Origin of the sequence: Enterococcus hailinensis (assembly GCF_045862035.1) — a bacterium.
Lineage (GTDB): Bacteria > Bacillota > Bacilli > Lactobacillales > Enterococcaceae > Enterococcus_A > Enterococcus_A hailinensis.
The window spans coordinates 143,091-163,927 of sequence record NZ_BAAFRV010000004.1 but is presented as its reverse complement, the minus strand read 5'-3'; the positions used below and the strand labels follow the sequence as shown (position 1 = coordinate 163,927).

The 20,837-nt window shown below is 37.8% G+C and carries 21 protein-coding genes; 4 read left to right on the top strand and 17 right to left on the bottom strand.

The genetic code is table 11. From position 1 onward, the window contains the following. From ACKTSC_RS04975 to ACKTSC_RS04940, 8 genes are all read right to left on the bottom strand, one after another. Positions 1–1,281 carry a dihydroorotase gene (locus ACKTSC_RS04975; RefSeq protein WP_407855772.1) on the bottom strand — a complete coding sequence of 427 codons (1,281 nt, stop codon included), beginning with the start codon at positions 1,279–1,281 and terminating at the stop codon, positions 1–3. Positions 1,282–1,294: 13 nt separating this feature from the next. After that, complete coding sequence (locus ACKTSC_RS04970) at positions 1,295–2,221, bottom strand: aspartate carbamoyltransferase catalytic subunit (protein WP_407857006.1); 927 nt, start codon at positions 2,219–2,221, stop codon at positions 1,295–1,297. A 32-nt stretch (positions 2,222–2,253) separates the two neighbouring features. Continuing rightward, entirely contained in the window at positions 2,254–3,525 is a 1,272-nt protein-coding gene (locus ACKTSC_RS04965; protein ID WP_407857005.1) for a solute carrier family 23 protein, read from the bottom strand. A 32-nt stretch (positions 3,526–3,557) separates the two neighbouring features. Next, positions 3,558–4,094: a bifunctional pyr operon transcriptional regulator/uracil phosphoribosyltransferase PyrR gene (gene pyrR / locus ACKTSC_RS04960; RefSeq protein ID WP_332580620.1), complete on the bottom strand. Its 537-nt coding sequence runs from the start codon at positions 4,092–4,094 to the stop codon at positions 3,558–3,560. 217 nt (positions 4,095–4,311) lie between these two features. Then, complete coding sequence (locus ACKTSC_RS04955) at positions 4,312–5,220, bottom strand: RluA family pseudouridine synthase (RefSeq protein WP_332580619.1); 909 nt, start codon at positions 5,218–5,220, stop codon at positions 4,312–4,314. Further along, positions 5,213–5,674 carry a signal peptidase II gene (gene lspA, locus ACKTSC_RS04950; protein WP_407855775.1) on the bottom strand — a complete coding sequence of 154 codons (462 nt, stop codon included), beginning with the start codon at positions 5,672–5,674 and terminating at the stop codon, positions 5,213–5,215. The genes ACKTSC_RS04955 and lspA overlap by 8 nt, the downstream gene beginning before the upstream one ends. A 2-nt stretch (positions 5,675–5,676) precedes the next feature. Further along, positions 5,677–6,378 carry a CBS domain-containing protein gene (locus ACKTSC_RS04945; protein WP_407855776.1) on the bottom strand — a complete coding sequence of 234 codons (702 nt, stop codon included), beginning with the start codon at positions 6,376–6,378 and terminating at the stop codon, positions 5,677–5,679. A gap of 238 nt (positions 6,379–6,616) precedes the next feature. Then, complete coding sequence (locus ACKTSC_RS04940; protein ID WP_407857004.1) at positions 6,617–8,290, bottom strand: formate--tetrahydrofolate ligase; 1,674 nt, start codon at positions 8,288–8,290, stop codon at positions 6,617–6,619. Between the two features lie 171 nt (positions 8,291–8,461). On the opposite strand from ACKTSC_RS04940, the gene ACKTSC_RS04935 reads away from it, so the two are divergent. Further along, positions 8,462–8,662: a cold shock domain-containing protein gene (locus ACKTSC_RS04935; protein ID WP_332580615.1), complete on the top strand. Its 201-nt coding sequence runs from the start codon at positions 8,462–8,464 to the stop codon at positions 8,660–8,662. Between the two features lie 9 nt (positions 8,663–8,671). On the opposite strand, the gene ACKTSC_RS04930 is transcribed toward ACKTSC_RS04935, so the two are convergent. Then, complete coding sequence (locus ACKTSC_RS04930; protein WP_407857003.1) at positions 8,672–9,106, bottom strand: EbsA family protein; 435 nt, start codon at positions 9,104–9,106, stop codon at positions 8,672–8,674. Between the two features lie 35 nt (positions 9,107–9,141). Here ACKTSC_RS04930 and ACKTSC_RS04925 point away from each other — a divergent pair, with 35 nt between their 5' ends. Then, on the top strand, positions 9,142–9,528 hold the full coding sequence (locus tag ACKTSC_RS04925; protein ID WP_332580613.1) for a ribonuclease HI family protein: 387 nt from the start codon (positions 9,142–9,144) through the stop codon (positions 9,526–9,528). Here the strand turns inward: ACKTSC_RS04925 and cls are convergent. The 3 genes from cls to ACKTSC_RS04910 form a co-directional block, all read right to left on the bottom strand. After that, a complete protein-coding gene (cls, locus tag ACKTSC_RS04920) occupies positions 9,523–10,983 on the bottom strand; it encodes a cardiolipin synthase (protein ID WP_407857002.1) in 1,461 nt (486 codons plus the stop codon). The two genes, ACKTSC_RS04925 and cls, sit on opposite strands and share 6 nt — an antisense overlap. Positions 10,984–11,123: 140 nt before the next feature. Beyond that, the gene (alaS, locus tag ACKTSC_RS04915; protein WP_407857001.1) at positions 11,124–13,757 is read right to left on the bottom strand and encodes an alanine--tRNA ligase; all 2,634 of its coding nucleotides are present in this window, start codon (positions 13,755–13,757) and stop codon (positions 11,124–11,126) included. Positions 13,758–14,024: 267 nt separating this feature from the next. After that, the gene (locus tag ACKTSC_RS04910) at positions 14,025–15,080 is read right to left on the bottom strand and encodes a DUF7278 family profilin-like fold-containing protein (protein WP_407857000.1); all 1,056 of its coding nucleotides are present in this window, start codon (positions 15,078–15,080) and stop codon (positions 14,025–14,027) included. A 69-nt stretch (positions 15,081–15,149) separates the two neighbouring features. Here ACKTSC_RS04910 and ACKTSC_RS04905 point away from each other — a divergent pair, with 69 nt between their 5' ends. After that, positions 15,150–15,587 carry a GNAT family N-acetyltransferase gene (locus tag ACKTSC_RS04905; protein ID WP_407856999.1) on the top strand — a complete coding sequence of 146 codons (438 nt, stop codon included), beginning with the start codon at positions 15,150–15,152 and terminating at the stop codon, positions 15,585–15,587. A 23-nt stretch (positions 15,588–15,610) separates the two neighbouring features. On the opposite strand, the gene ACKTSC_RS04900 is transcribed toward ACKTSC_RS04905, so the two are convergent. Next, positions 15,611–16,960, bottom strand: coding sequence for a DEAD/DEAH box helicase (locus ACKTSC_RS04900; RefSeq protein WP_407856998.1), 1,350 nt, complete (start codon positions 16,958–16,960; stop codon positions 15,611–15,613). 1 nt (position 16,961) lies between these two features. Further along, positions 16,962–18,110, bottom strand: coding sequence for a VanZ family protein (locus ACKTSC_RS04895; RefSeq protein WP_407856997.1), 1,149 nt, complete (start codon positions 18,108–18,110; stop codon positions 16,962–16,964). 121 nt (positions 18,111–18,231) lie between these two features. Between ACKTSC_RS04895 and ACKTSC_RS04890 the strand changes: the two genes are divergently transcribed. Further along, positions 18,232–18,546 carry a hypothetical protein gene (locus tag ACKTSC_RS04890; RefSeq protein WP_332580465.1) on the top strand — a complete coding sequence of 105 codons (315 nt, stop codon included), beginning with the start codon at positions 18,232–18,234 and terminating at the stop codon, positions 18,544–18,546. 11 nt (positions 18,547–18,557) lie between these two features. Here the strand turns inward: ACKTSC_RS04890 and ACKTSC_RS04885 are convergent, their stop codons facing one another. The 3 genes from ACKTSC_RS04885 to ACKTSC_RS04875 form a co-directional block, all read right to left on the bottom strand. Beyond that, positions 18,558–18,905, bottom strand: a complete 348-nt coding sequence (locus tag ACKTSC_RS04885; RefSeq protein ID WP_407856996.1) for a hypothetical protein — start codon at positions 18,903–18,905, stop codon at positions 18,558–18,560. Positions 18,906–19,008: 103 nt separating this feature from the next. Beyond that, positions 19,009–19,653 carry an HD domain-containing protein gene (locus ACKTSC_RS04880; RefSeq protein ID WP_407856995.1) on the bottom strand — a complete coding sequence of 215 codons (645 nt, stop codon included), beginning with the start codon at positions 19,651–19,653 and terminating at the stop codon, positions 19,009–19,011. Continuing rightward, positions 19,643–20,806, bottom strand: a complete 1,164-nt coding sequence (locus tag ACKTSC_RS04875; RefSeq protein ID WP_407856994.1) for a THUMP domain-containing class I SAM-dependent RNA methyltransferase — start codon at positions 20,804–20,806, stop codon at positions 19,643–19,645. Before ACKTSC_RS04875 ends, ACKTSC_RS04880 begins: the two co-directional genes overlap by 11 nt. Positions 20,807–20,837 lie beyond the last annotated feature (31 nt).

Sequence of the window (20,837 nt, the reverse complement as noted above, 5' to 3'; positions counted from 1 at the left end):
TTAGTCCTCCTTGTTATAAACCAATTGACCATCCACGAAAGTCATCAATGTCTCACCTTTGACTGACCAGCCCGTGAAAGGGGTATTCACACCTAACGAAGCAAATTTTTTATCGTCGATTTTTATTTCATTTTCTAAATCAAATATTGTAATATCGGCCGGTTGCCCAATCATCAATGTTCCAGCTTTGATTCCGAATATTTCTGCTGGTTTGACAGCCATCCAATCAATTACTTGTTCTAATGTGAATACTCCTGTTTCAACAAAGTGGGTATAAATCAATTGGAAGGCCGTCTCACTTCCGACGATCCCAAAGGGTGATTTTAGAAAACTTTGATTTTTTTCCTCAAACCCGTGAGGTGCATGGTCAGTTGCGATACAGTCGATCGTGCCGTCTAGTAACCCGGCGATCAACGCTTGGCGATCTTCACTGGCTCTCAACGGAGGATTCATTTTCCAGTAGCCATGATCTTCTGTGATATTTTCATCGATCAAAATCAAATGATGAGGTGAGACTTCAGCAGTGACATGAACTCCGGCTTGTTTTGCTTCACGAATCACCCGAACACTTTCTTTAGTCGAAACGTGACACACGTGATAATGTACACCCGTTTCTTCAGCCAGAATCAAATCTCTAGCGATTTGTGACGATTCGGTTGCGCTTAAAATCCCAGGAAGATGCAACTTCTCACTGATTTCACCTTTATGCATGACGCCACCAAATAACAGCGATTCATCTTCTGTGTGAGCAACCAAGGCCATCTTGTTCTCGGCAGCCTTTTTCATAGCCAGATACATGGTTCCTGCACTTTGAACACCCACACCGTCATTCGTAAACGCAAAAGCTCCGGCTGCTTTTAAACTCTTTTGATCAGTTAAACTTTCACTGCGAAGTTCTTCTGTGATAGGTGCATATTGAAGAACTTTGACTACAGCTTCACGATCAATAATTGCTTTTACCTGCTCGAATTTTTCAACTGTATCAGGTACTGGATTTAGATTTGGCATCGCACAAACTGTTGTGTAGCCACCGCGTGCCGCAGCTTTCGTTCCATCTTTGATGGTCTCTTTGTAAGTAAAACCTGGTTCCCGTAAATGAACATGAACATCAACTAAGCCTGGTGTGATTAATTGATTTTTTGCATCGTATTCTTGATCGAATGATATCGTTGAAAAATCTTTTCCGATGCCGGCAATGATCCCATCTTCTAACCAAAGATCACAAGTCGTTGTCTGATTATTTTTCGTTACGATTTTTCCATTTTTAATCAATGTTTTCATTTTATTTGCCCCTTTACGATTTTCCTCTTAATATTGCTTCCAAAATGGCCATGCGAATATAAACACCATTCGTCATTTGCGAGACGATCCTTGATTGCAGACTTTCAACTAAACTGTCTGCGATCTCGACATCGCGATTGACGGGTGCTGGGTGCATGATGATTGCTTGCGGTTTTAATTGCTTTCCACGCTCAATCGTCAAACCATATTTATTGTGGTACTCGGTTTTTGAAAAACTTTCTTGCCCATCATGACGCTCATGTTGTACTCGTAGAAGCATCATGACATCTACTTCGGGAACTAAGTCGTCTAATGTGCGATAAGTTCCGTAAACATCAAAGCTCTTATCGTACCATTCTTCTGGACCTGAAAAATATACTGTTGCACCAAGGCGTTTCAACATTTGCATGTTTGACTTAGCGACACGTGAGTGTGTGATATCACCGACGATTGCTACCTTCAGTCCGTTGAAGCGACCAAACTCTTGATAAATAGTCATTAGATCTAGTAGACATTGAGTCGGATGTTGGCCACTTCCATCGCCGCCGTTGACGATCGAACACTGGATGGTTTTACTTTGGATCAATTCTTCATAATAATACTCATCGCCGTGTCGAATCACTGCGACATCTACCCCTAAGGCAGACATCGTTAAGACAGTGTCATAAAGTGTTTCGCCTTTTTGTACAGAGCTGGTTTTGGCATCAAAATCAATCACATCTAGTCCAAGTCTTTTTTCTGCAACTTCAAAACTTTTATGGGTTCGAGTACTGTTTTCAAAGAAAAGATTTGAAACAAAATATTGATCTTTATGTGGGGTCCAACGAGCACCATTTTTAAATTGCTGGCCTCGTCGAATCAACCCCATCACCTCTTGGTCATTTAGAGCTTCAACTGTTAGTAAATGTTTCAGACTAATTTCCTCAGACTGGATGATCATGAAATTTCCTCCTATTCATAGTTAGCTGTGTTTTATTTTTCGCTTCGTGCTTGTTCTGGTAAAACCAAGTTTAAGATGATTCCTAGTACTGTTGCTAAAGCCATTGATGATAAAGTGAATGTACCTGCTTCAAAAACCAAACCGCCGATGCCGATTACTAAGATCGTAGAAGCAATCAATAAATTCTTTTTGCGGTCAAAGTCTATTTTGTTTTCAATCAAGATTTTAAGTCCGCTCGCTGCGATTACTCCGAATAAGACAAAGCTGATTCCTGAGATGACTGGCCCTGGGATACTTAAAATCAAAGCACTTAGTTTTCCGACAAATCCTAAACAAACTGCCAATACTGCGGCCCCACCGATGACGAACACACTATGGACTTTAGTGATAGCAAGGACACCGATATTTTCTCCGTAACTTGTTACCGGAGGTCCTCCAACAAAACCAGCGACGATTTGTGCTAGTCCGTCTCCCATTAATGTGCGATCCAAACCTGGATCGTCGAAAAAGTTACGTTTCGTTAATTTGTTTAAAACCATCAAGTGACCGATATGTTCTGTCATCGTTACAAAGGCGATAGGTGCCATTGTTGTGATTGCACTAATATAAAGTTTTGGTTGATAGTTGATAAAAGGCACACTGAACGCCGGCATCGCTAACCATTTCGCTTCTATAATTGGTTGATAATCAATAATTCCAAAAAGCATCGCGGTAATATATCCGCTAACAATTCCTAATAAGATCGGGATCAAGCCCATGAAGCCGGTTAAAAACATATTGAAGAAAATCGTTAATGCTAATGTGATCAAGGCGACCAACACATATTTAAAGTTATATTCGCCATTGTTGTACATCGCATTTTGAGCAGCATTTCCAGCTAAACCTAATCCGATGACCATTACTACTGGACCAACTACGATCGGCGGTAAAATTTTGTCTAACCAGCCCGATCCGATTTTGCGGATCACGAAGGATACGATCAAGTAAACTAGTCCGCAAGTTACTGCCCCTTGAGCAACTGCTGGATAACCATCTGATTTCATCAATAACTTCATGGCTGCGATAAAGGCGAAGCTGCTTCCTAAGTATGCGGGGATTTTTCCTTTAGTTACAGTTAAGTAAACCAACGTTCCTAGTCCTGAACTGACTAAGGCGATACTAGGATTGATCCCAACTAAGATCGGTACTAAAACCGTTGCACCAAACATTGTAAATAAATGTTGGATACTTAAACCTACCCAGTGTCCTGTGCTTGGACGATCGTGGATATCTAAAACAACGTCATCATTATGAAATTTTTCCATTCAACTTCCTCTTTCCAGTTACTAAACAATTTTTAGTCTTCTTTTTGAATCAAGATGCGGTCTTGTCCGTCATTTTCTTCCACTTCAACAATGATTTCTTCTGTCAAAGCTGTTGGAATATTTTTCCCGACATAATCAGCACGAATCGGTAATTCACGATGTCCTCGATCGACTAAGACTGCTAGCGAGATTCGATTAGGTCTTCCTAAGTCAATGACTGCATCAAGTGCTGCACGAATTGTTCTGCCGGTGAACAAAACATCATCAACTAAGATCACTTCTTTTCCTTCGATTGAAAATGGAATATCTGATGAATGTAATTCAGGCTCATCTTCTTCTGCTTTTTTATCATCACGATACAAAGTAATATCTAATTCTCCAACAGGAACTTCAATGTGTTCTAGTTGTTTTAATCGTTCTGCGATTCTTTGAGCAATAAAAATTCCACGTGTTTTGATTCCAATCAATACGATATCTTGAACCCCTTTATTGCGTTCGATAATTTCATAAGTAATCCGAGTCAACGCTCGTTTCATCGTTACTTCATCTACAACTTCTTTTTTATACATCCTGTTTCCTCCTTGTTTTTGGCAATAAAAAAACTCCTACCCGTAGTTAGGTAGGAGGAATGTTATCGACTTCGTCAAATGAATAGTGTTCACCTAGGCGCACCTAGTCCAAACATCTATCGGGTTCCTTCTTAGCCTCACGGGACTACTCTTAAAGGATCATATTCAGTTATTTATTTCTTGCTTACAGACACTATACTATTCTCAAAAACAGAAATCAATCTTTTTCTTGTAAAGTTGCCAAAGTTTTTTCGAAAATTTCTGGCAATGGGGCTTCAAAAACCATTGAATCGCCTGTTGTTGGATGTTCAAACCCTAATAATTTGGCATGTAGGAATTGTCCATTTCCTTTTAGCGTTTTTTTAGGACCGTATAAAGGATCTCCTGCTACTGGATAACCAATATATTGCATATGAACACGGATTTGATGGGTGCGTCCTGTTTCCAGTTGCAATTCAATTAAAGTAAAACCTTCAAATCGTTTCAACACTTCGAAATGAGTGACTGCGGGTTTCCCACCTTCAATAACTGCCTGCATTTTACGATTGACTTTTGAACGTCCGATTGGGGCCTCGATACGACCTTTTTCGTGAGGGATCTCTCCGTGGACTAATGCGACATATTTACGTAAAGATGTTTTATCTTTTAATTGTTGCGCCAACGATTCGTGGGCATGATCATTTTTGGCGACCATCAATAACCCTGAAGTATCTTTATCGATTCGATGAACGATTCCTGGACGTACGACATCGTTGATTGTTGATAAATTTTTGACTTGATATAATAAACCATTGACCAATGTACCATTAGGATGTCCAGCTGATGGATGAACCACCATTCCTTGAGGCTTGTTTACTACTACCACATCATCATCTTCATAAACGATGGCTAGGTTTAAATTTTCAGGGACTAGATCTAATTCTTCTGGTTCTGGAATCTCGATAACGATTTTGTCTCCAGCACTAACTTTATAATTTGCTTTGATTACTTTATGATCGATCGATACATGCTGTTCTTTAATCCATTGTTGGATCTGCGAACGTGAAAAATCTGCCAAACGTTCGTTCAACACTTTATCGATTCGACCTTTTTCGTCTTTAATAATTACTTCAATTTGATTATCCATTTTTTTTGTCTCTCTCATCTAATAAAATATAAATAAAAATCATGATTACTCCTACAACCAATGACATGTCTGCGATATTAAAAATTGGAAAATTAATAAAATCCAATCGGAACATATCCACCACATATCCTAACCGAAAACGATCAATAAAATTTCCAATCGCTCCTGCTAAGAAAAAGCTTAAACCTAATGTCAGCCACTTGCTGCCATTCAAGTGTTTGACTAAATAATACATTACCGCAACGACCGCTACAACCGTAATTAAAATAAAAAAGACTTGTTGCCCTTCAAATAGACTAAACGCGCCTCCTGTATTACGAATATGTGTCAATGATAACACATTTGGAATGATCGTTTGACTTTCACCAAAACTATATTGATTAACGATCCACCATTTGAACCATTGATCAAGGGCGATGATTCCCGCACTTAATAACAAGTAAATAATTAACAACCTTATTGCTCCCCTTCTTGACTATAAATATCTCGCGGACGAATGATCCCTAAAAGATTTCCGTCAGAATTTCCGTGTTCAGTGATTAAGATTGCTTCCAAAATACCCTCGGTCCGAAACATTTTTTCGACTTCAGAAACGTTGGTATCGGCTGAGACAAATTTAAAATTGACCCGCTTGCCATTTGCTGAAATCAAATCTTTGGCAACACGCCCTTTTAGGCTAACTGAGCCGGACAAGCTTTCCTGGGCAAAATAAAAACCAATCGTTCGCAATGTGATCAAACCCATAAATTCCCCTGAATCATAGACTGGAAATTGCGAAAATCGTTTTTCATTGATGATTTTCATAATTTCAACTAAAGGCAGATCCTGCTCGAAGCCAGTCACATTTTTTCCGAAACGCGGCAAAACTTTTTCAGGCCGCAATAAATTATTTTCGATTTTCTCAATTTGGCGAACCGCCCATTCATTAGGTTCAGCGATCACAAAATCTTCTGAAATTTGATCATGAACAATTGCATTACGTAATTGAGCCAATTGTAATAGATCATTTTCATTCTCACCGATTAAATTGTCTTTGCGTTTTGATAAACGTCGAACGGCTTCGCTGAAGCTCATATTGATTGGATTTCCTAATTGGCGCTTAAGTTCTTTTTCAATTCGATTGAATGCTCCTAAAAATGTATCTGCACGTTCTCCCATCTTAGCACTCCTTTGTCTTAAAGATACGATGATCGCTCTTTTTGAAGCTGGTAATTCCACGCGATTCCTTGTTGTAAATCGGAAAAATAACTAACCAGTCCGATAGCTTCAGTATAAGTGAAAAAAAGACCAATGGAAAGCCTGAAACATCAAAAAAAGACGATGGACAAATGATCCAACGTCTTTTACTTAAGGATAAAAAAGATTCTTTATAGCAATTCCTCTGAAAAAAATTTTTTTAAAATAAACCGATCGCATTACCTTGTTCGTCAACATCCATTTTTAAGGCAGCTGGTTTTTTTGGTAATCCTGGCATCGTCATTACATCGCCCGTCAAAGCCACGATAAATCCGGCTCCCAATTTAGGAACAAGTTCGCGAATCGTCACATCAAAATCACTTGGAGCGCCTAACTTACTTGGGTCATCCGATAATGAATATTGCGATTTTGCCATGCAGACCGGTAAACGATCCCAACCATATTTTTTGAAGGTCGCTAATTGTTGTTGCGCTTTTTTGGTATAAATTACATCGTTTCCGCCATAAATTTCTTGAACAATGGTTTCGATTTTTTCAGTTAAGTCATCATCTTCATGTGTAAAGATCGAATGATACTTGCTTTCTTCAGTATCGATCGTTTCCACCACTGTTTGAGCTAATTCGATCCCACCGTCTGGACCTTTTTCCCAAACACTTGCTAACTCAACTTTAACATTTTCTTTTTCACATAATTCTTTTAGTAGCGTAATTTCTTTTTCAGTATCACTGATAAATTCATTGATTGCTACTACTACTGGGACACCATATTTACGCATATTACTGATATGTTTGGCTAAATTACTAAAACCAGCTGTTAATGCAGCTGTATTTTCAGCGCTCAATTCTGTTTTCGGTACGCCGCCATGCATTTTCAAGGCACGAATGGTTGCTACGATCACGATTGCATCTGGAGCTTTTCCTAGATTTGGGACTTTGATATCTAAAAATTTCTCAGCGCCTAGATCCGCACCGAATCCAGCTTCTGTCACTACATAATCACCGCTGTGCAGCGCTGCTCGAGTCGCTAAAATACTATTACAGCCATGAGCGATATTAGCAAACGGTCCTCCGTGAACAAAGGCAGGTGTTTGGTAAATCGTTTGAACTAAATTAGGTTTGATGGCATCTTTTAATACTAAAGCTAACGCGCCCTCAACTCGTAAATCACCTACTGTAACTGGTTCACGATCAAATGTATAAGCGACAACGATATTTGATAACCGTCGTTTTAAGTCTTTGATTCCAGTCGCTAAACATAAAATCGCCATGATTTCACTTGCTACTGTAATATCAAAACCGTCTTCTCTTGGTACACCATTGATTGGACCACCTAAGCCAACTGTAATAAAACGTAATTCACGATCATTTAAATCAACTGCTCGTTTCCAAATCACTCGACGAGCATCAATGTTCAATTCATTTCCTTGGTGGATATGGTTGTCTAATAAAGCAGATAGCGCATTGTTTGCTGTTGTGATGGCATGCATATCGCCTGTAAAGTGAAGATTGATATCTTCCATTGGCAATACTTGAGCATAACCGCCTCCTGCAGCGCCACCTTTAATTCCCATAACAGGACCTAAAGATGGTTCACGTAATGCAATCACTGCTTTTTTTCCAATTTTGTTTAGTGCATCGCCTAAACCAACTGTAACGGTAGATTTACCCTCGCCGGCCGGAGTGGGATTGATTGAAGTTACAAGAATCAATTTTCCTTCTGGATTTTCTTTCATTCGATCCAATGCAGCAAATTCAATCTTTGCTTTGTATTTGCCATGTAATTCCAGATCATCAAAAGTTAAATCAATTTTCTCAGCGACCTCCGTAATAGGTGCTAATTTCGTTGCTTGAGATATTTCAATATCAGTTTTCATAAAAACTCCCTTTCCCGAACATTACTCAGAAAAATATACTTTTTTATTCGTTCACTTTATTATAACGAATTGCTGAAAGAAAAACACTACTCAAGATTGCAAACTTATAGATTCGCATTTTTTGTTTTCATCACGTATAATAAAACCAGCAATTGCAAAGGAGTGTTTGTAATGAATAATGGCGTTGTCAAATGGTTTGATGAAAAAAAAGGTTATGGCTTTATCGGCTATGAAGAAACCCAAGAAGTTTTTGTTCACTTTACTGCTATTGAAGAAAATGGATTTAAAACTCTAGAGCCTGGTGACGAAGTTGAATTTGTAATTGTCGAAGGCGCACGCGGAATGCAAGCGGCGCATGTGAAAAAAAAATAAACGAAAGGATCAGTTGCGGCTGATCTTTTCGTTTATTTCTTTGACTTCGATTTCAGGAAAATAGTCGACAAACGTTTTAACAAAGGTATTCTTCGTTTTTTTCTTCATTGCAAAATGAAAAGTTGCCCCACTAAGGCCTTTTCTTTGAATCACGATTCCATCTTTACACACGATCAAATAATCTATATGCTCATGAGAGATTGTTTCTAGTCTCCATATGCGCATATAACGAACTTTGACTCCTGATTTATCTAAGGTTAGATACCGATGGAAACCCATGATCAAGAAGACGACAAAGATTCCAATAAAGATATTCCCTTGTAAATAGGGATGAGTCTTCTCAAGCGTTAAAATCAAACCATAAAATAGAATGATGAATGTTAATGACCAGTAAATAATACTAATGGATAGTTCGGGTTGCCAAAAATAACGCTTTTTTTTCATTTACCTGCTCCTACTCTAATTAAAGGATGATACTTATGCTAAAAGTTTATACGGATGCTGCAACCAATACGCAAAGAAGCGGCGGCGGCATCTTGATTATTTCAGACAAACAAAAACAGCTCTCTCTTCCCTTACCAGAAGACAATAATCATCAAGCAGAATTGGCTGTAATCATTTATGCCTTACATTACTTGATTGACCATCGTTTAAATGAGCAGTCTGTTTTGTTGTATTCAGATAGTAAAACTGCAATAAAAATTCTAGACCAAGGACAAACAAAAAACAAGCAATTTTTGCCATATTTATCAGAGTTTAATGAATTATCTCCACATTTTCCTCTGCTAGTACTGCAATGGATCCCTGAGGCAAAAAATAAAGGGGCGGACAATCTTGCCCGCCAAGGTTTACGTAAAAAATTATAAAACTGGTGATAATAAACGTGAGAACTGTTGCTTGAAAGTCAGCCATCTTGATTGGTCCGCAATTATTTGATCTGTTAACAGGATACAGTCTTGCATATCGTCTTCAAATATTTTTTTGAACAGTTGAGCGATTTCAGGATCATAAATAAAGCTACTGACTTCAAAATTCAATTCGTAGCTGCGGATATCTTGGTTGGTTGAACCAAAAGTCGCAAGTTCATCATCTACGACCATTGTTTTCGAATGAATAAATCCATCGGCATAATGATAAATCTTCACTCCACGTTGATGTAAGTAGTTTGCATAATACTGAGTCGCCCGATAGATGAATGGATGATCCGGCATGTTCGGAATCATGATTCGAACATCGATCCCTGATCGTACAGCGATCAAAATCGCAGAAATCATTGTTTCATCAGGAACTAAGTAAGGCGTTTGAATCCAAACGCTTTTTTCTGCTGACATAATCAAGCGAACAAAACCGTCTTTAATTACTTGAGTTCCTGTATCAGGACCGTCAGCTACGATTTGCATCCCAACACCTTTAGTGATCGCTTTTTCCGGCAAAACAAAATACTCTGGTAAGTAACTCATCCGTTGCGATTTGTCTTTTACCGAAGCGTTCCAGTCACGGATAAAAATTTCTTGCAACGTAAAACTCGCTGTTCCTTCAATCCGACCATGTGTATCGCGCCAATTGCCAAAGCGCTTAGACTCTCCTAAGTATTGATCGCCAACATTGAACCCGCCAGTCCAACCAATTTGGCCATCAACAACAACTATTTTACGATGTAAATGATAATTTAAACGTGTTTTCGCTAAAATATTTCTTGAAGTGATGAAGGCAGTGACCTTCCCGCCGTTCTTGATCAATGTTTCAAAAAACTTCTTATCGGTTTTGGGTGCGCCCCAAGGATCATAGATCATTCGAACTTCTACACCTTCAGCTGCCTTTTCCTCTAAGATTCGCATAAAACGATTCCCAATCTTATCATCAAAAAAAGCATAGTATTCTACATGAATCGTACTTTTTGCTGCTCTTAAGTCAACGAACAATCGTTCAAATTTATCTGTTCCATTTAAAAAGAACGCTACTTCATTTCGAATCGATAAAGGCGATTCATCAAGATTTTTAAAGAATTTTACTAAGGCATTGGCTGCTGGATAAAGTTGATCCGGTGCATTGTAATCGACATGACGGTTGTCTTTTTGGATGATCTCATTGATTTCTTTCACCCGTTTCTCGTCCTCTTGCTCAAAACGATACATCGTTTCGCCATCGATTCCCCGGCCACAAAAAGCATAGATCAAAAAACCTACAACTGGTAAAAAAATCAAGGTTAACAGCCAGGCCCAGATCGTGGTGATATTTCTTGGTTTACGAAATACGGTTACGATCGCACTTAAGGCATTGACAATAAAAATCAGCCAAATGATTTGCTCAACAATTCCCAAATAAATTCCTCTTTTCAAAATGATTTCACTTAGAATTATACAGAATCTCTCTATGCTTTGAAAGAAACATGCTATGACAAATGTGAAGTTTTTCATACGAAAAAGGCAGCCGCACGTTGCGGCTGCTCTTTTGAATTTATTTACGCTAACCAGTTGGTTACTTCTGCTAATGCCTCGGCTAATCCAGCTGGATTTTTACCTCCGGCTTGCGCCATATCTGGACGGCCACCACCGCCACCGCCTACTTTAGGTGCGATTGCTTTGATCAAATCGCCAGCTTTCAGGCCTTTTTGATTTGCTTCAGGACTCATCGCAGCTAATAGATTTACTTTTTCGCCTTGAACAGTTCCTAATACAAGGACATCAGATAACGATTTTTGTTTCCATTGATCTGCTAATTGACGAAGTTGGTTCATATCTTTAACATTGACTTGAGCAGTAATCACAGTCGTTCCATTGATTTCTTTCACATCTTTGAAGACATCGCCAGCTTGTTGATTTGCTAATTTCGTTGCTAATTGTTCATTTTCTTTTTGTAATTCACGCAATTGTTGTTGCAATTGTTCTGTTTTGCTTACCACTTCTTTGATTTGAGGTGATTTCACGATTTGAGCTACTTGAACTAATTGCTCTTCTTCTTCACGGAATGCTTCATATGCTTCTTTTCCCGTCAAAGCTTCAATCCGGCGTACGCCCGCTCCGATACCTGACTCAGAAACGATTTTGAATAAACCAATGTCTTCAGTATTGGCTACATGAGTACCCCCACAAAGTTCGATTGACCAATCACCAATATTTACGACCCGAACATCGTGACCGTATTTTTCACCAAAGAGTGCCATAGCCCCCATATTTTTAGCAGTATCGATGTCTGTTTCAATCGTTACAACTGGAATAGCTTCCCAAATTTTTTGGTTGACGATTTTTTCCATTTCCTTCAACTCATCCGCCGTAACTTGGCCAAAGTGAGTGAAGTCGAAACGTAAATGTTTATCGGTCACTAATGAACCGGCTTGGTTTGCATGGTCGCCTAAAATTTCTTTTAAAGCTTTATGCAAGACATGGGTCGCTGTATGGTTTTTGATGACTTTATTCCGGAATGCAGCATTCACTTGTAAGAAGTATTTTTCGCCTTCATTTAAAGCTGAAAGAACTTCAACCGTATGCATCGCTTGACCATTCGGTGCTTTTTGAACATCTGTGACGTTCGCAATGATTTTACCAGCTTGGTCGACGATGATCCCTTTATCGGCAATTTGTCCACCCATTTCAGCATAAAAAGGTGTTTCAGCGAAAATCAGACGTGCTTCGCCTTCATTGACAACAGAAACCAATTCATCGTTTTGTAAGACCACTAATAATTCACTTTCGCTTTCTAAATGATCATAACCAACGAACTTGCTTTCAACTTTGATGTCTCCCAGCAATGCTGTTTGGACTCCCATTGATTTTTCTGTTGAGCGTGCTGCGCGTGCTCGTTCTTTTTGTGCTTGCATCTCTACTTCGAAACCTTGATGGTCGACTTTAAGTCCTTCATCTTCTGCGACTTCTTCAGTTAATTCAACTGGGAAGCCAAATGTATCATATAATTTGAAGATGACTTTACCATCTAAAGTTGTTTCATTTTTTGTTTTCAATTCTGCTAACACATTGTTCAACATTGTTAGACCATCATTGATTGTTTCGTGGAAACGTTCTTCTTCCGTACGAACGACCTTCTCAATAAAAGCTTCTTGTTGATTGACTTCTGGGTAATAGCTCACCATGATGTTACCTACTACAGGAACTAATTTATACAAGAATGCTTGATCGATACCCAGTTTTTTACCATGCATAACTGCACGACGTAATAAACGACGTAAAACATAACCGCGTCCTTCATTTGAAGGAAGAGCGCCATCTCCGATTGCGAAAGCTAATGAACGAATGTGGTCAGCAATAACTTTAAATGAAACATCTAATTGTTTGTCCACACTATATTTTTTACCACTTAATTCTTCTACTTTACCAATGATTGGTAAAAATAAATCTGTTTCGAAGTTAGTTGGTGCATCTTGAATGATCGAAACCATTCGTTCTAAGCCCATCCCCGTATCAATGTTTTGATGCGGCAATGGTTCATACGTATCTTGTGGTGTATGGTTGAATTCTGAGAATACTAGATTCCAAATTTCCAAGTAACGTTCGTTTTCGCCACCAGGGTAATTTTCAGGATCATCTTCAGCTAAATCATTGAATGATTCGCCACGATCATAGAAAATTTCTGAATCCGGACCACTTGGACCAGCTCCTAGATCCCAGAAGTTGTCTTCGATCTCTACGACGTGATCCGCAGGGATTCCAACTTCTTCAAGCCAAATACGTTTTGCTTCTTTATCTTCTGGATAGACAGTCACATATAATTTATCAGGATCAAATCCGATCCATTCTGGAGAAGTCAAAAATTCCCAAGCCCATTCGATTGCTTCAACTTTGAAATAATCACCGATCGAAAAATTTCCTAACATTTCAAACATTGTATGGTGACGAGCAGTCTTCCCAACGTTTTCGATGTCATTTGTCCGAATTGATTTTTGAGCGTTCGCAATCCGTGGATTTTCCGGTACGACACTTCCATCAAAATATTTTTTCATTGTAGCAACACCTGAATTGATCCATAGTAAAGTTGGATCGTTTACAGGAACCAACGATGCACTAGGTTCGATCATGTGTTGTTTTGATTTAAAGAAATCTAAGAACATTTGGCGCACTTCAGCGCTTGATAATTTTTTCATGTATTCTCCTCTTTTCAAAAAAATAAAAACTACCACTGCAGTCAAGGACGAAAACTCGCGGTACCACCTTGATTGCAATGATAGTTTGATCATTACCTCTTCATCTCGTTAACGCTGAGCAGCGTTGATTTTTCAATCAAAGTTTTTTTGGGAGCAATCTATCTTTCGCAACGTACAGCTTTCAGCAATCGTGTACTTTCTGTGGGAGCGTTAAAGAATAAACCATATCCTTTTTAGAGTATAGAAAAAACTAAGACAAAAGTCAAACTAGATATTGATTAAAATTACCTTGCGGTATAGATATTCACTCGGCGCCAAAATTTCATCTTCTTTTAGCATCGTCATATCATTCACGTAATAAGTAGATAACGGCAAAAAGTCGACGATTGGAATTCCTGTATTATTTTGCTGATTTTTTAATTTTAAAACGCCAGGATCTTCGGTTAGTTCAAAACGAGTCATTGAAGTATCGAAATACAACCCAAACATATTTGATTTTGTCATCGTTTTTTGGATTTTTTTGCCCCGATAAGGATCGTTGACTGCTAGATCATTTCCCCAACGAAATAAACGACGGCTGCCTGCTCCGTTTACATATTCCCACTGATCTTCAGTCAATAAATCAAAATTTTTACGACGAATTTTTTTTCGCAAACTAGCGTAAGTATGGCGTTCGTGGTTGTAGACCGCATAACAATCTGAATTAGGAATCATTTCAATATACCACTGTCCATCTGATAAAACATTTTTAGGAAAAGACCAAGTCAAACTTTCTGCTGGTGTCAGATTAGGCGATAAAACATCTTTGATTTCTTTTTCGATCGTTGAAAATTGATCCGCTTCACCTTCAAATCCTCCAGTCACAGAATCATAAACCCCTAAATAATTCGTTCCCGCTGGCAGTGCCCGACGCTGAACGAACATTGGGGGGATTTGAACTTTACGTAAATTAGATGTCTTCTCGTTGATCAATTCTCCTAAGGAATCAACGTCAAAGAAATTATACTGACCACGTAATTCTTTAGGGATCGTGATTTCATGAGAATTTGGTGCTGTTTCTAACAAAGATAATCCCTTAGTCCCCAGATTCCAGCCTAAGATTGCTTTTTGATTTCCGGGTACAAATACGAATTCTTCGTCATCGATAACTAATTGAAAGGTTTGACATTTTATTCCAAACAATTCAAAATCTTTTAATTCAATATCGGTGATCTTCATTAAGGGGTTCACAAAATGAAGCAAAAGTTGGCTTAATAGGGTACGTTTTTCTTTTGGCGTCAATCGTTTCCAATATGACCAATCCAATTGTTCTAATAAGTTCATATGTTTTCTGCCTCCTCCAACACTCATATGTTAAAATTATACCATTATCCAATAGAAATGAGGAATTAGATGGAGAAAATATTTGATGCTAGTCCAAGCACTCAAGCGTCAGCCTTCTATTTGCGCTATCTCGTCTTTGTATTGGAGCAATCAATTTTGCCAAACTTAGAATTTGATCCACTGGACGCTAACGATCGAGAATACTTGGTTATTTTTGATGGCCCTCTCCCGGTCGCTACTGTTCGTTACCAAAAGTTCGAGCAAAATTGTTTGAATCCAGATCGTCTTTGTGTCCATCCTGATTACCGCAATTTAGGATTAGGAACAGCTTTATTATTAGAAATTGAAACACGAGCTTTAAATGAAAATTGTACAACTTCAAAGCTATCAGCAGAGATCACCGCACGAGCTTTTTACGAGAGAAATGGTTATTCAGTTGCATCAGCTGTTTTCGAAGAAGATGGCATTCCTTGTGTAAAAATGAAAAAAGACCTCGTATCCAAATAATAAGGATACAAGGTTTTTTTGGTTTATGAATTTGATCGTTTTTTATTTTTACGTGCGCCACGTTCTTCTTGACGACGTGATTGACGACGTTTTTGTTTATTTGATTCAGAAATTGCGCGGTCAATTTTTTTCTTATAACCAGGTTTGATTTTTTTCTTCGATTTTTTCACTAAACCAATTAATGTTGGATCTAGTTCATCTTTTGATTTTTCACGTTTTTTACGACGATTACGATCGTAGGTATCTAAAATCTCACCATTTTTGATTTCTTTTGGTTGGAAAGTAACCCCTAGATTTTCGATCATGCTTACGCTGTTTTCATCACTTGGACTATACAATGTGATGGCTGTTCCAGACATGCCATTACGTCCTGTTCTACCGACGCGGTGAATAAAGAAATCTAAATCTTGAGGAATCTCTGCATTAATTACATGAGAAACACCTTCAATATCGATCCCACGAGCAGCTAAGTCAGTTGCGACAACATATTGATATTCCAAGTTTTGAACTTGACGCATCACTCGTTTACGTTCACGCGGTGTGATTCCACCATGGATTTTAGCAACTTTCATGCCTTTAGCTTTTAAATAGTCGCTGATTTCATCAACATTTTGTTTTGTATTTGCAAAAACAATCGCTAAATAGGGTTGACCAATTGTCAACAATTCGTAAATCAAACGATTCTTGTCTTTCCCCTTAGTTGGGATCAACCAATTTTCAATTGTATCTGAAATAACCGCTTTTGATTTGATTTCTTCAATGACAGGATTTTCCATATATTTTAATAAGAATGGACGTAATTTTTCTGGAATCGTTGCTGAGAAAACTAACATTTGTAAGTGTTTTGGCAAACGTCCAGCGATTTGATCGACTTCATGTAAGAAGCCCATATCCAATGTCATATCCGCTTCATCAACTACAAAATAATTTGCTGTATGAACTTTTAAAGCTTGTTCATTCATCATGTCTAAAATACGTCCTGGTGTCCCAATAACAACGTGAGGTTGACGTGAACCTAATTTATCGATTTGGCGTTGTTTATCTGTTCCGCCAACAAAATTAGTCACTCGGATTTCTTCAGCTGAAAATTGTGCAATTTGAACCGCCGCTTGATAGATCTGAGTCGCTAATTCACGACTTGGCGCTGTGATCAAAACTTGGACTTCATCTTTTTTAGGATCAATCTTGTCCATCAATGGTAATAAGAATGTATGTGTTTTACCGGAACCTGTTTGTGATTGTCCGATAACGTTTTTTCCTTTTTTAATTAAGGGAATTAATTTTTCTTGAACCGCAGTTGGTTCACTAAAACCTTTATCCTTAATCGACTCAAGAATAAATGGTTGAAAATTGAATGATTCAAAAGTTCGCATGTTATACCTCTTTCTTTAACGTACTAATCGTATACGTTTGACTCGCTTTATCATGGAATAGGCGGGTTTTACTTCTTATGAGAGCATACAATAAGTTGAATAGAAATAAAAGTAAAATTCCTAAACTAATAAAACCAAATGTCACATAAGCAATAAAAACCGTGTGGTTATTGAGCGGCAGGTGGGTCATTGTATACTGAAAAATTTGTAATAAGCCATTTAATAAAATATAAAAGGCGCTATAACGTTTTACCAAACAAATAAATCGAATATGTTCCCGTCCCTCTTCTACAACTTGAATCCGGACAACTTTTTTACCAATCGTTTGGCCATTCCAGCAATACATCAGTACCATAAAATAAATGATCACTTCTAAAACAAAGGAAACAAAAGAATAATTTAGTAACGTAATCAACTTGTTTGGCAATGGGTTTGGGATAAAACTCAATAATGACGTCGCAAGTCCAATCACGAACCAATCAATCATAAAGGCGACAAAACGACGTAATAAAGAAACTTTTTGTCCTTTGGCCAAAGACTCTGAATCCAGCTCATTTCGTGTTGGTAAAAAGAACGTAAATAATGGTGCACATAAAAAACCAATCGTCCCACCGATTGTATTGTGCAGTAAGTCATTGACATCAAAAAGGCGATACGGTCTAGGATAAATAAAGTAAAGTCCACTCAGCTGTGTTAATTCAAAAAACAAAGAAACACAAAAACTGATCACTATCGTTTTAAGTAGTGACATTTTAAAATAGTACCGACAATAGACGCCTAAAGGAAACAATAACGCAATATTAAATATAGGTTCTAAAAAAACACTTTGTTTCATGGCCGGTAAATAAGTACTTGGGTTACTTACTTGCAGAACCGTTTGATTCAGAAAATTATACCAGGATTGAAATAAATGTAATTCATATCGTGGTCCAGTCATTTGTGCTACTGTATCAATGCTCGGCAAAGGTAAAATTACTAAGTAATAAATACATAGTAAATAAAAAACAAATGAATATAAAATCAAGCTGCGTAATTTCCCAAGTTGACCATATTTACGATAATAATAAATCAAAAATGGTGCTGTTATCAGCATAGCTAAAAATGGAAAGCTCAATACCGCGGCTTTGATTGGAAATACATAACTACTCATAAACTAAAATCCCTCATTTTAACTAAACTACTTACCAACTTTTCGAAACAAGCTGGATTTTTAATAGAGTGTGGTAAAATAAATGCATCGCAAATTGATAATTAACAAGGAGGATCCACCTATGCTCAACCCACTTTTTGCTTTCGGCGTTCCCGCCGGATTGATGATTATTTATATGATTTTTTATTTTGCTAAAAGAGCCAAAAAAACTGACTATCGCCGTTTTGTCTTAACTTTAGTAGCGGTTTTTTTAACAACCTTCAGCTATCAAGTTTATAACTATAGCCAATCAGTCGTACAGATTACTTCAACAGATAGTTTCACTAAAAACTTTGGTTATAGTCAAGGTCGCTTGATCGTACCGCTTATATTAGGAGCAGTTTTAAGTGTAATCAATTTTTACTATTTATTCCGTCAATTCAGAAAAAAAGAATAACAGGGACCCTGTTATTCTTCTAAATCAAAAAATTGTATTTCAACATTATCTTTACACTTTAATGTGTTTAAGTCTAATGTTACCCAATCTTTAGTGGTTGGTTCGTAATGATTATCCTCGAAAGATAGTTCAATTTTATCTAGCAATTGGTCAGAACTACCAAAATCATATTCACTTTTACTTAGTAGACTATTAAGCAATGCAGGATTTTCAATCGAGAAAAAATCTTCTTGATATTTATATAAAATAATTTGATAGGTCTTTAATGGCATCTCACAACGAATGGCAAATACACCCTCATCTAAGTCGGGTATCTTTTCTAAAACTTCTTCGGGACTCAATACTTCACGATGTAACATTCAGAGCTCCTCCTAACTTGAATACATTATAGAAAAAAAGGAGTTGCTCGGGAAATAAAATGTCCTAAAAAGACAAATCACAAGCATATTACTTAACATTTCTTTAAACTTCCCACTCTTTATAAAATCTTTTTAAAAACTCTTCCATAAATTCCACACGTTTATTGGCTTCTTTCAAACCAGCTGCTGTATTCATTGATAATGGTAATTTGAATAATTTTTCATAAAAATGATTGATCACAGTACTTTTCTCACGATATTCTGCTTTTGTTTCAAATTCTTTCGGTTTTATAGTTGGATCATACAATGGACTTTCAGTATGCCCACCGTAATAAGCTGTACGTAAAATACCAATGGCCCCTAAGGCCTCTATTCGATCTGCATCTTGCACGATTTTACCAGCTCTAGAAAGTTCAGCTTTTCCATATTCAAGTTCTTTAGAATAAGAGATATTTTCAATAATAAATAATATTTCCTGGATATCGCCACGAGAAAATTCAAGTTTTTTTAAAAACTTTTTAAGATCTCTTTTTTCACTCTCAACATTTTCTATCACTTTGTCATCAATGACATCATGAAGATAACTTGCTGTTTGAATAAGAGTGGTATCAATGATATTTTCTTCAGCCGCTAATTTTTTAGCAATCTTAGCCACTCGCTCGACATGATAAAAATCATGACCACTTCGATCTTGACCTAATTTTTCATAAGCATATTGACGGACAGCAACTAATTTATTATTCTCCATCTGTCCGAGGCTTTCTTGGTGGTCTCTCTCCCCAGTATTGGAATAAATCAGTACGGATAGCGCCATTATATAGTTTACGTTTTTTTGTAGCTTTTGCTCCATAGAATTCTTCAAAGGCTAAATCACTAGTTAAAATATATTTACTCCAAGTTTTTAATGGACGGAACACATCCCCCATCTCACGATATAAGACACGGACTTGTTCTTCTTCTCCCAATCGTTCGCCGTAAGGAGGATTGGCAACGATCACACCATAATCTTTTTCTGTTTTGAAATCTTTTACTGCTCGTTGTGTGAAAGAAATTGAATCTCCTAATCCAATTTCTTCAGCATTTGCGCGAGCAATTTCGACCATTCGACCATTAATATCAGAACCAGCGATATCTAATTCGATATCATAATCAGCTGCTTCATCTGCAGCTGCCCGGACTTTTTCAAAAACTTTAGGATCAAACCAATCCCAGGCTTCACAAGCAAATTCACGGTTAAAACCAGGGGCGATATTATGTCCAATCAGTGCGGCTTCAATACATAATGTACCTGAACCACAAACCGGATCATAGAATGGTCGGTCTTTTCGCCAATTTGTTAACATGACTAAAGCGGCTGCCATATTTTCTTTTAGCGGTGCTCCACCTTTTTCTAACCGGTATCCGCGTTTGAAAAGACTTGGTCCAGTTGTATCGATTGTCAAAACAACGTGGTCCTTTAAAAGTGCGACTTCCAATTGGAAGAAAGCACCCGTTTCAGGTAATGGCACACGCGCTGGACGATGATACACTTCACGTAACCGTTCGACAATCGCTTTTTTAGTGATTGATTGACAATCCGGTACACTATAAAGTTTTGACTTAATTGAACGTCCTGCTACTGGGAATTCCGCATCCATCGGCAGAAATTCTTCCCAAGGAATAGCTTTTACTTTTTCAAAAAGCTCATCAAAAGAAAAGGCATCGAATTCATCGACAACGATTTTAACACGGTCAGCTGTTCTCAACCATAAATTGGCAGTAGCGATTGTTTCTAGATCCCCTTTAAAGCGCGCCCGGCCATTTTCTACTTGGCAATCAATACCTAAATTTTTTAATTCTTTTCCTACCAACGCTTCGATTCCCGCTGCGGCAGTTGCGATTAGATTATATTGTTTTTCCATATTAGCTCCTTATTCCATCTAGTGGTTATAA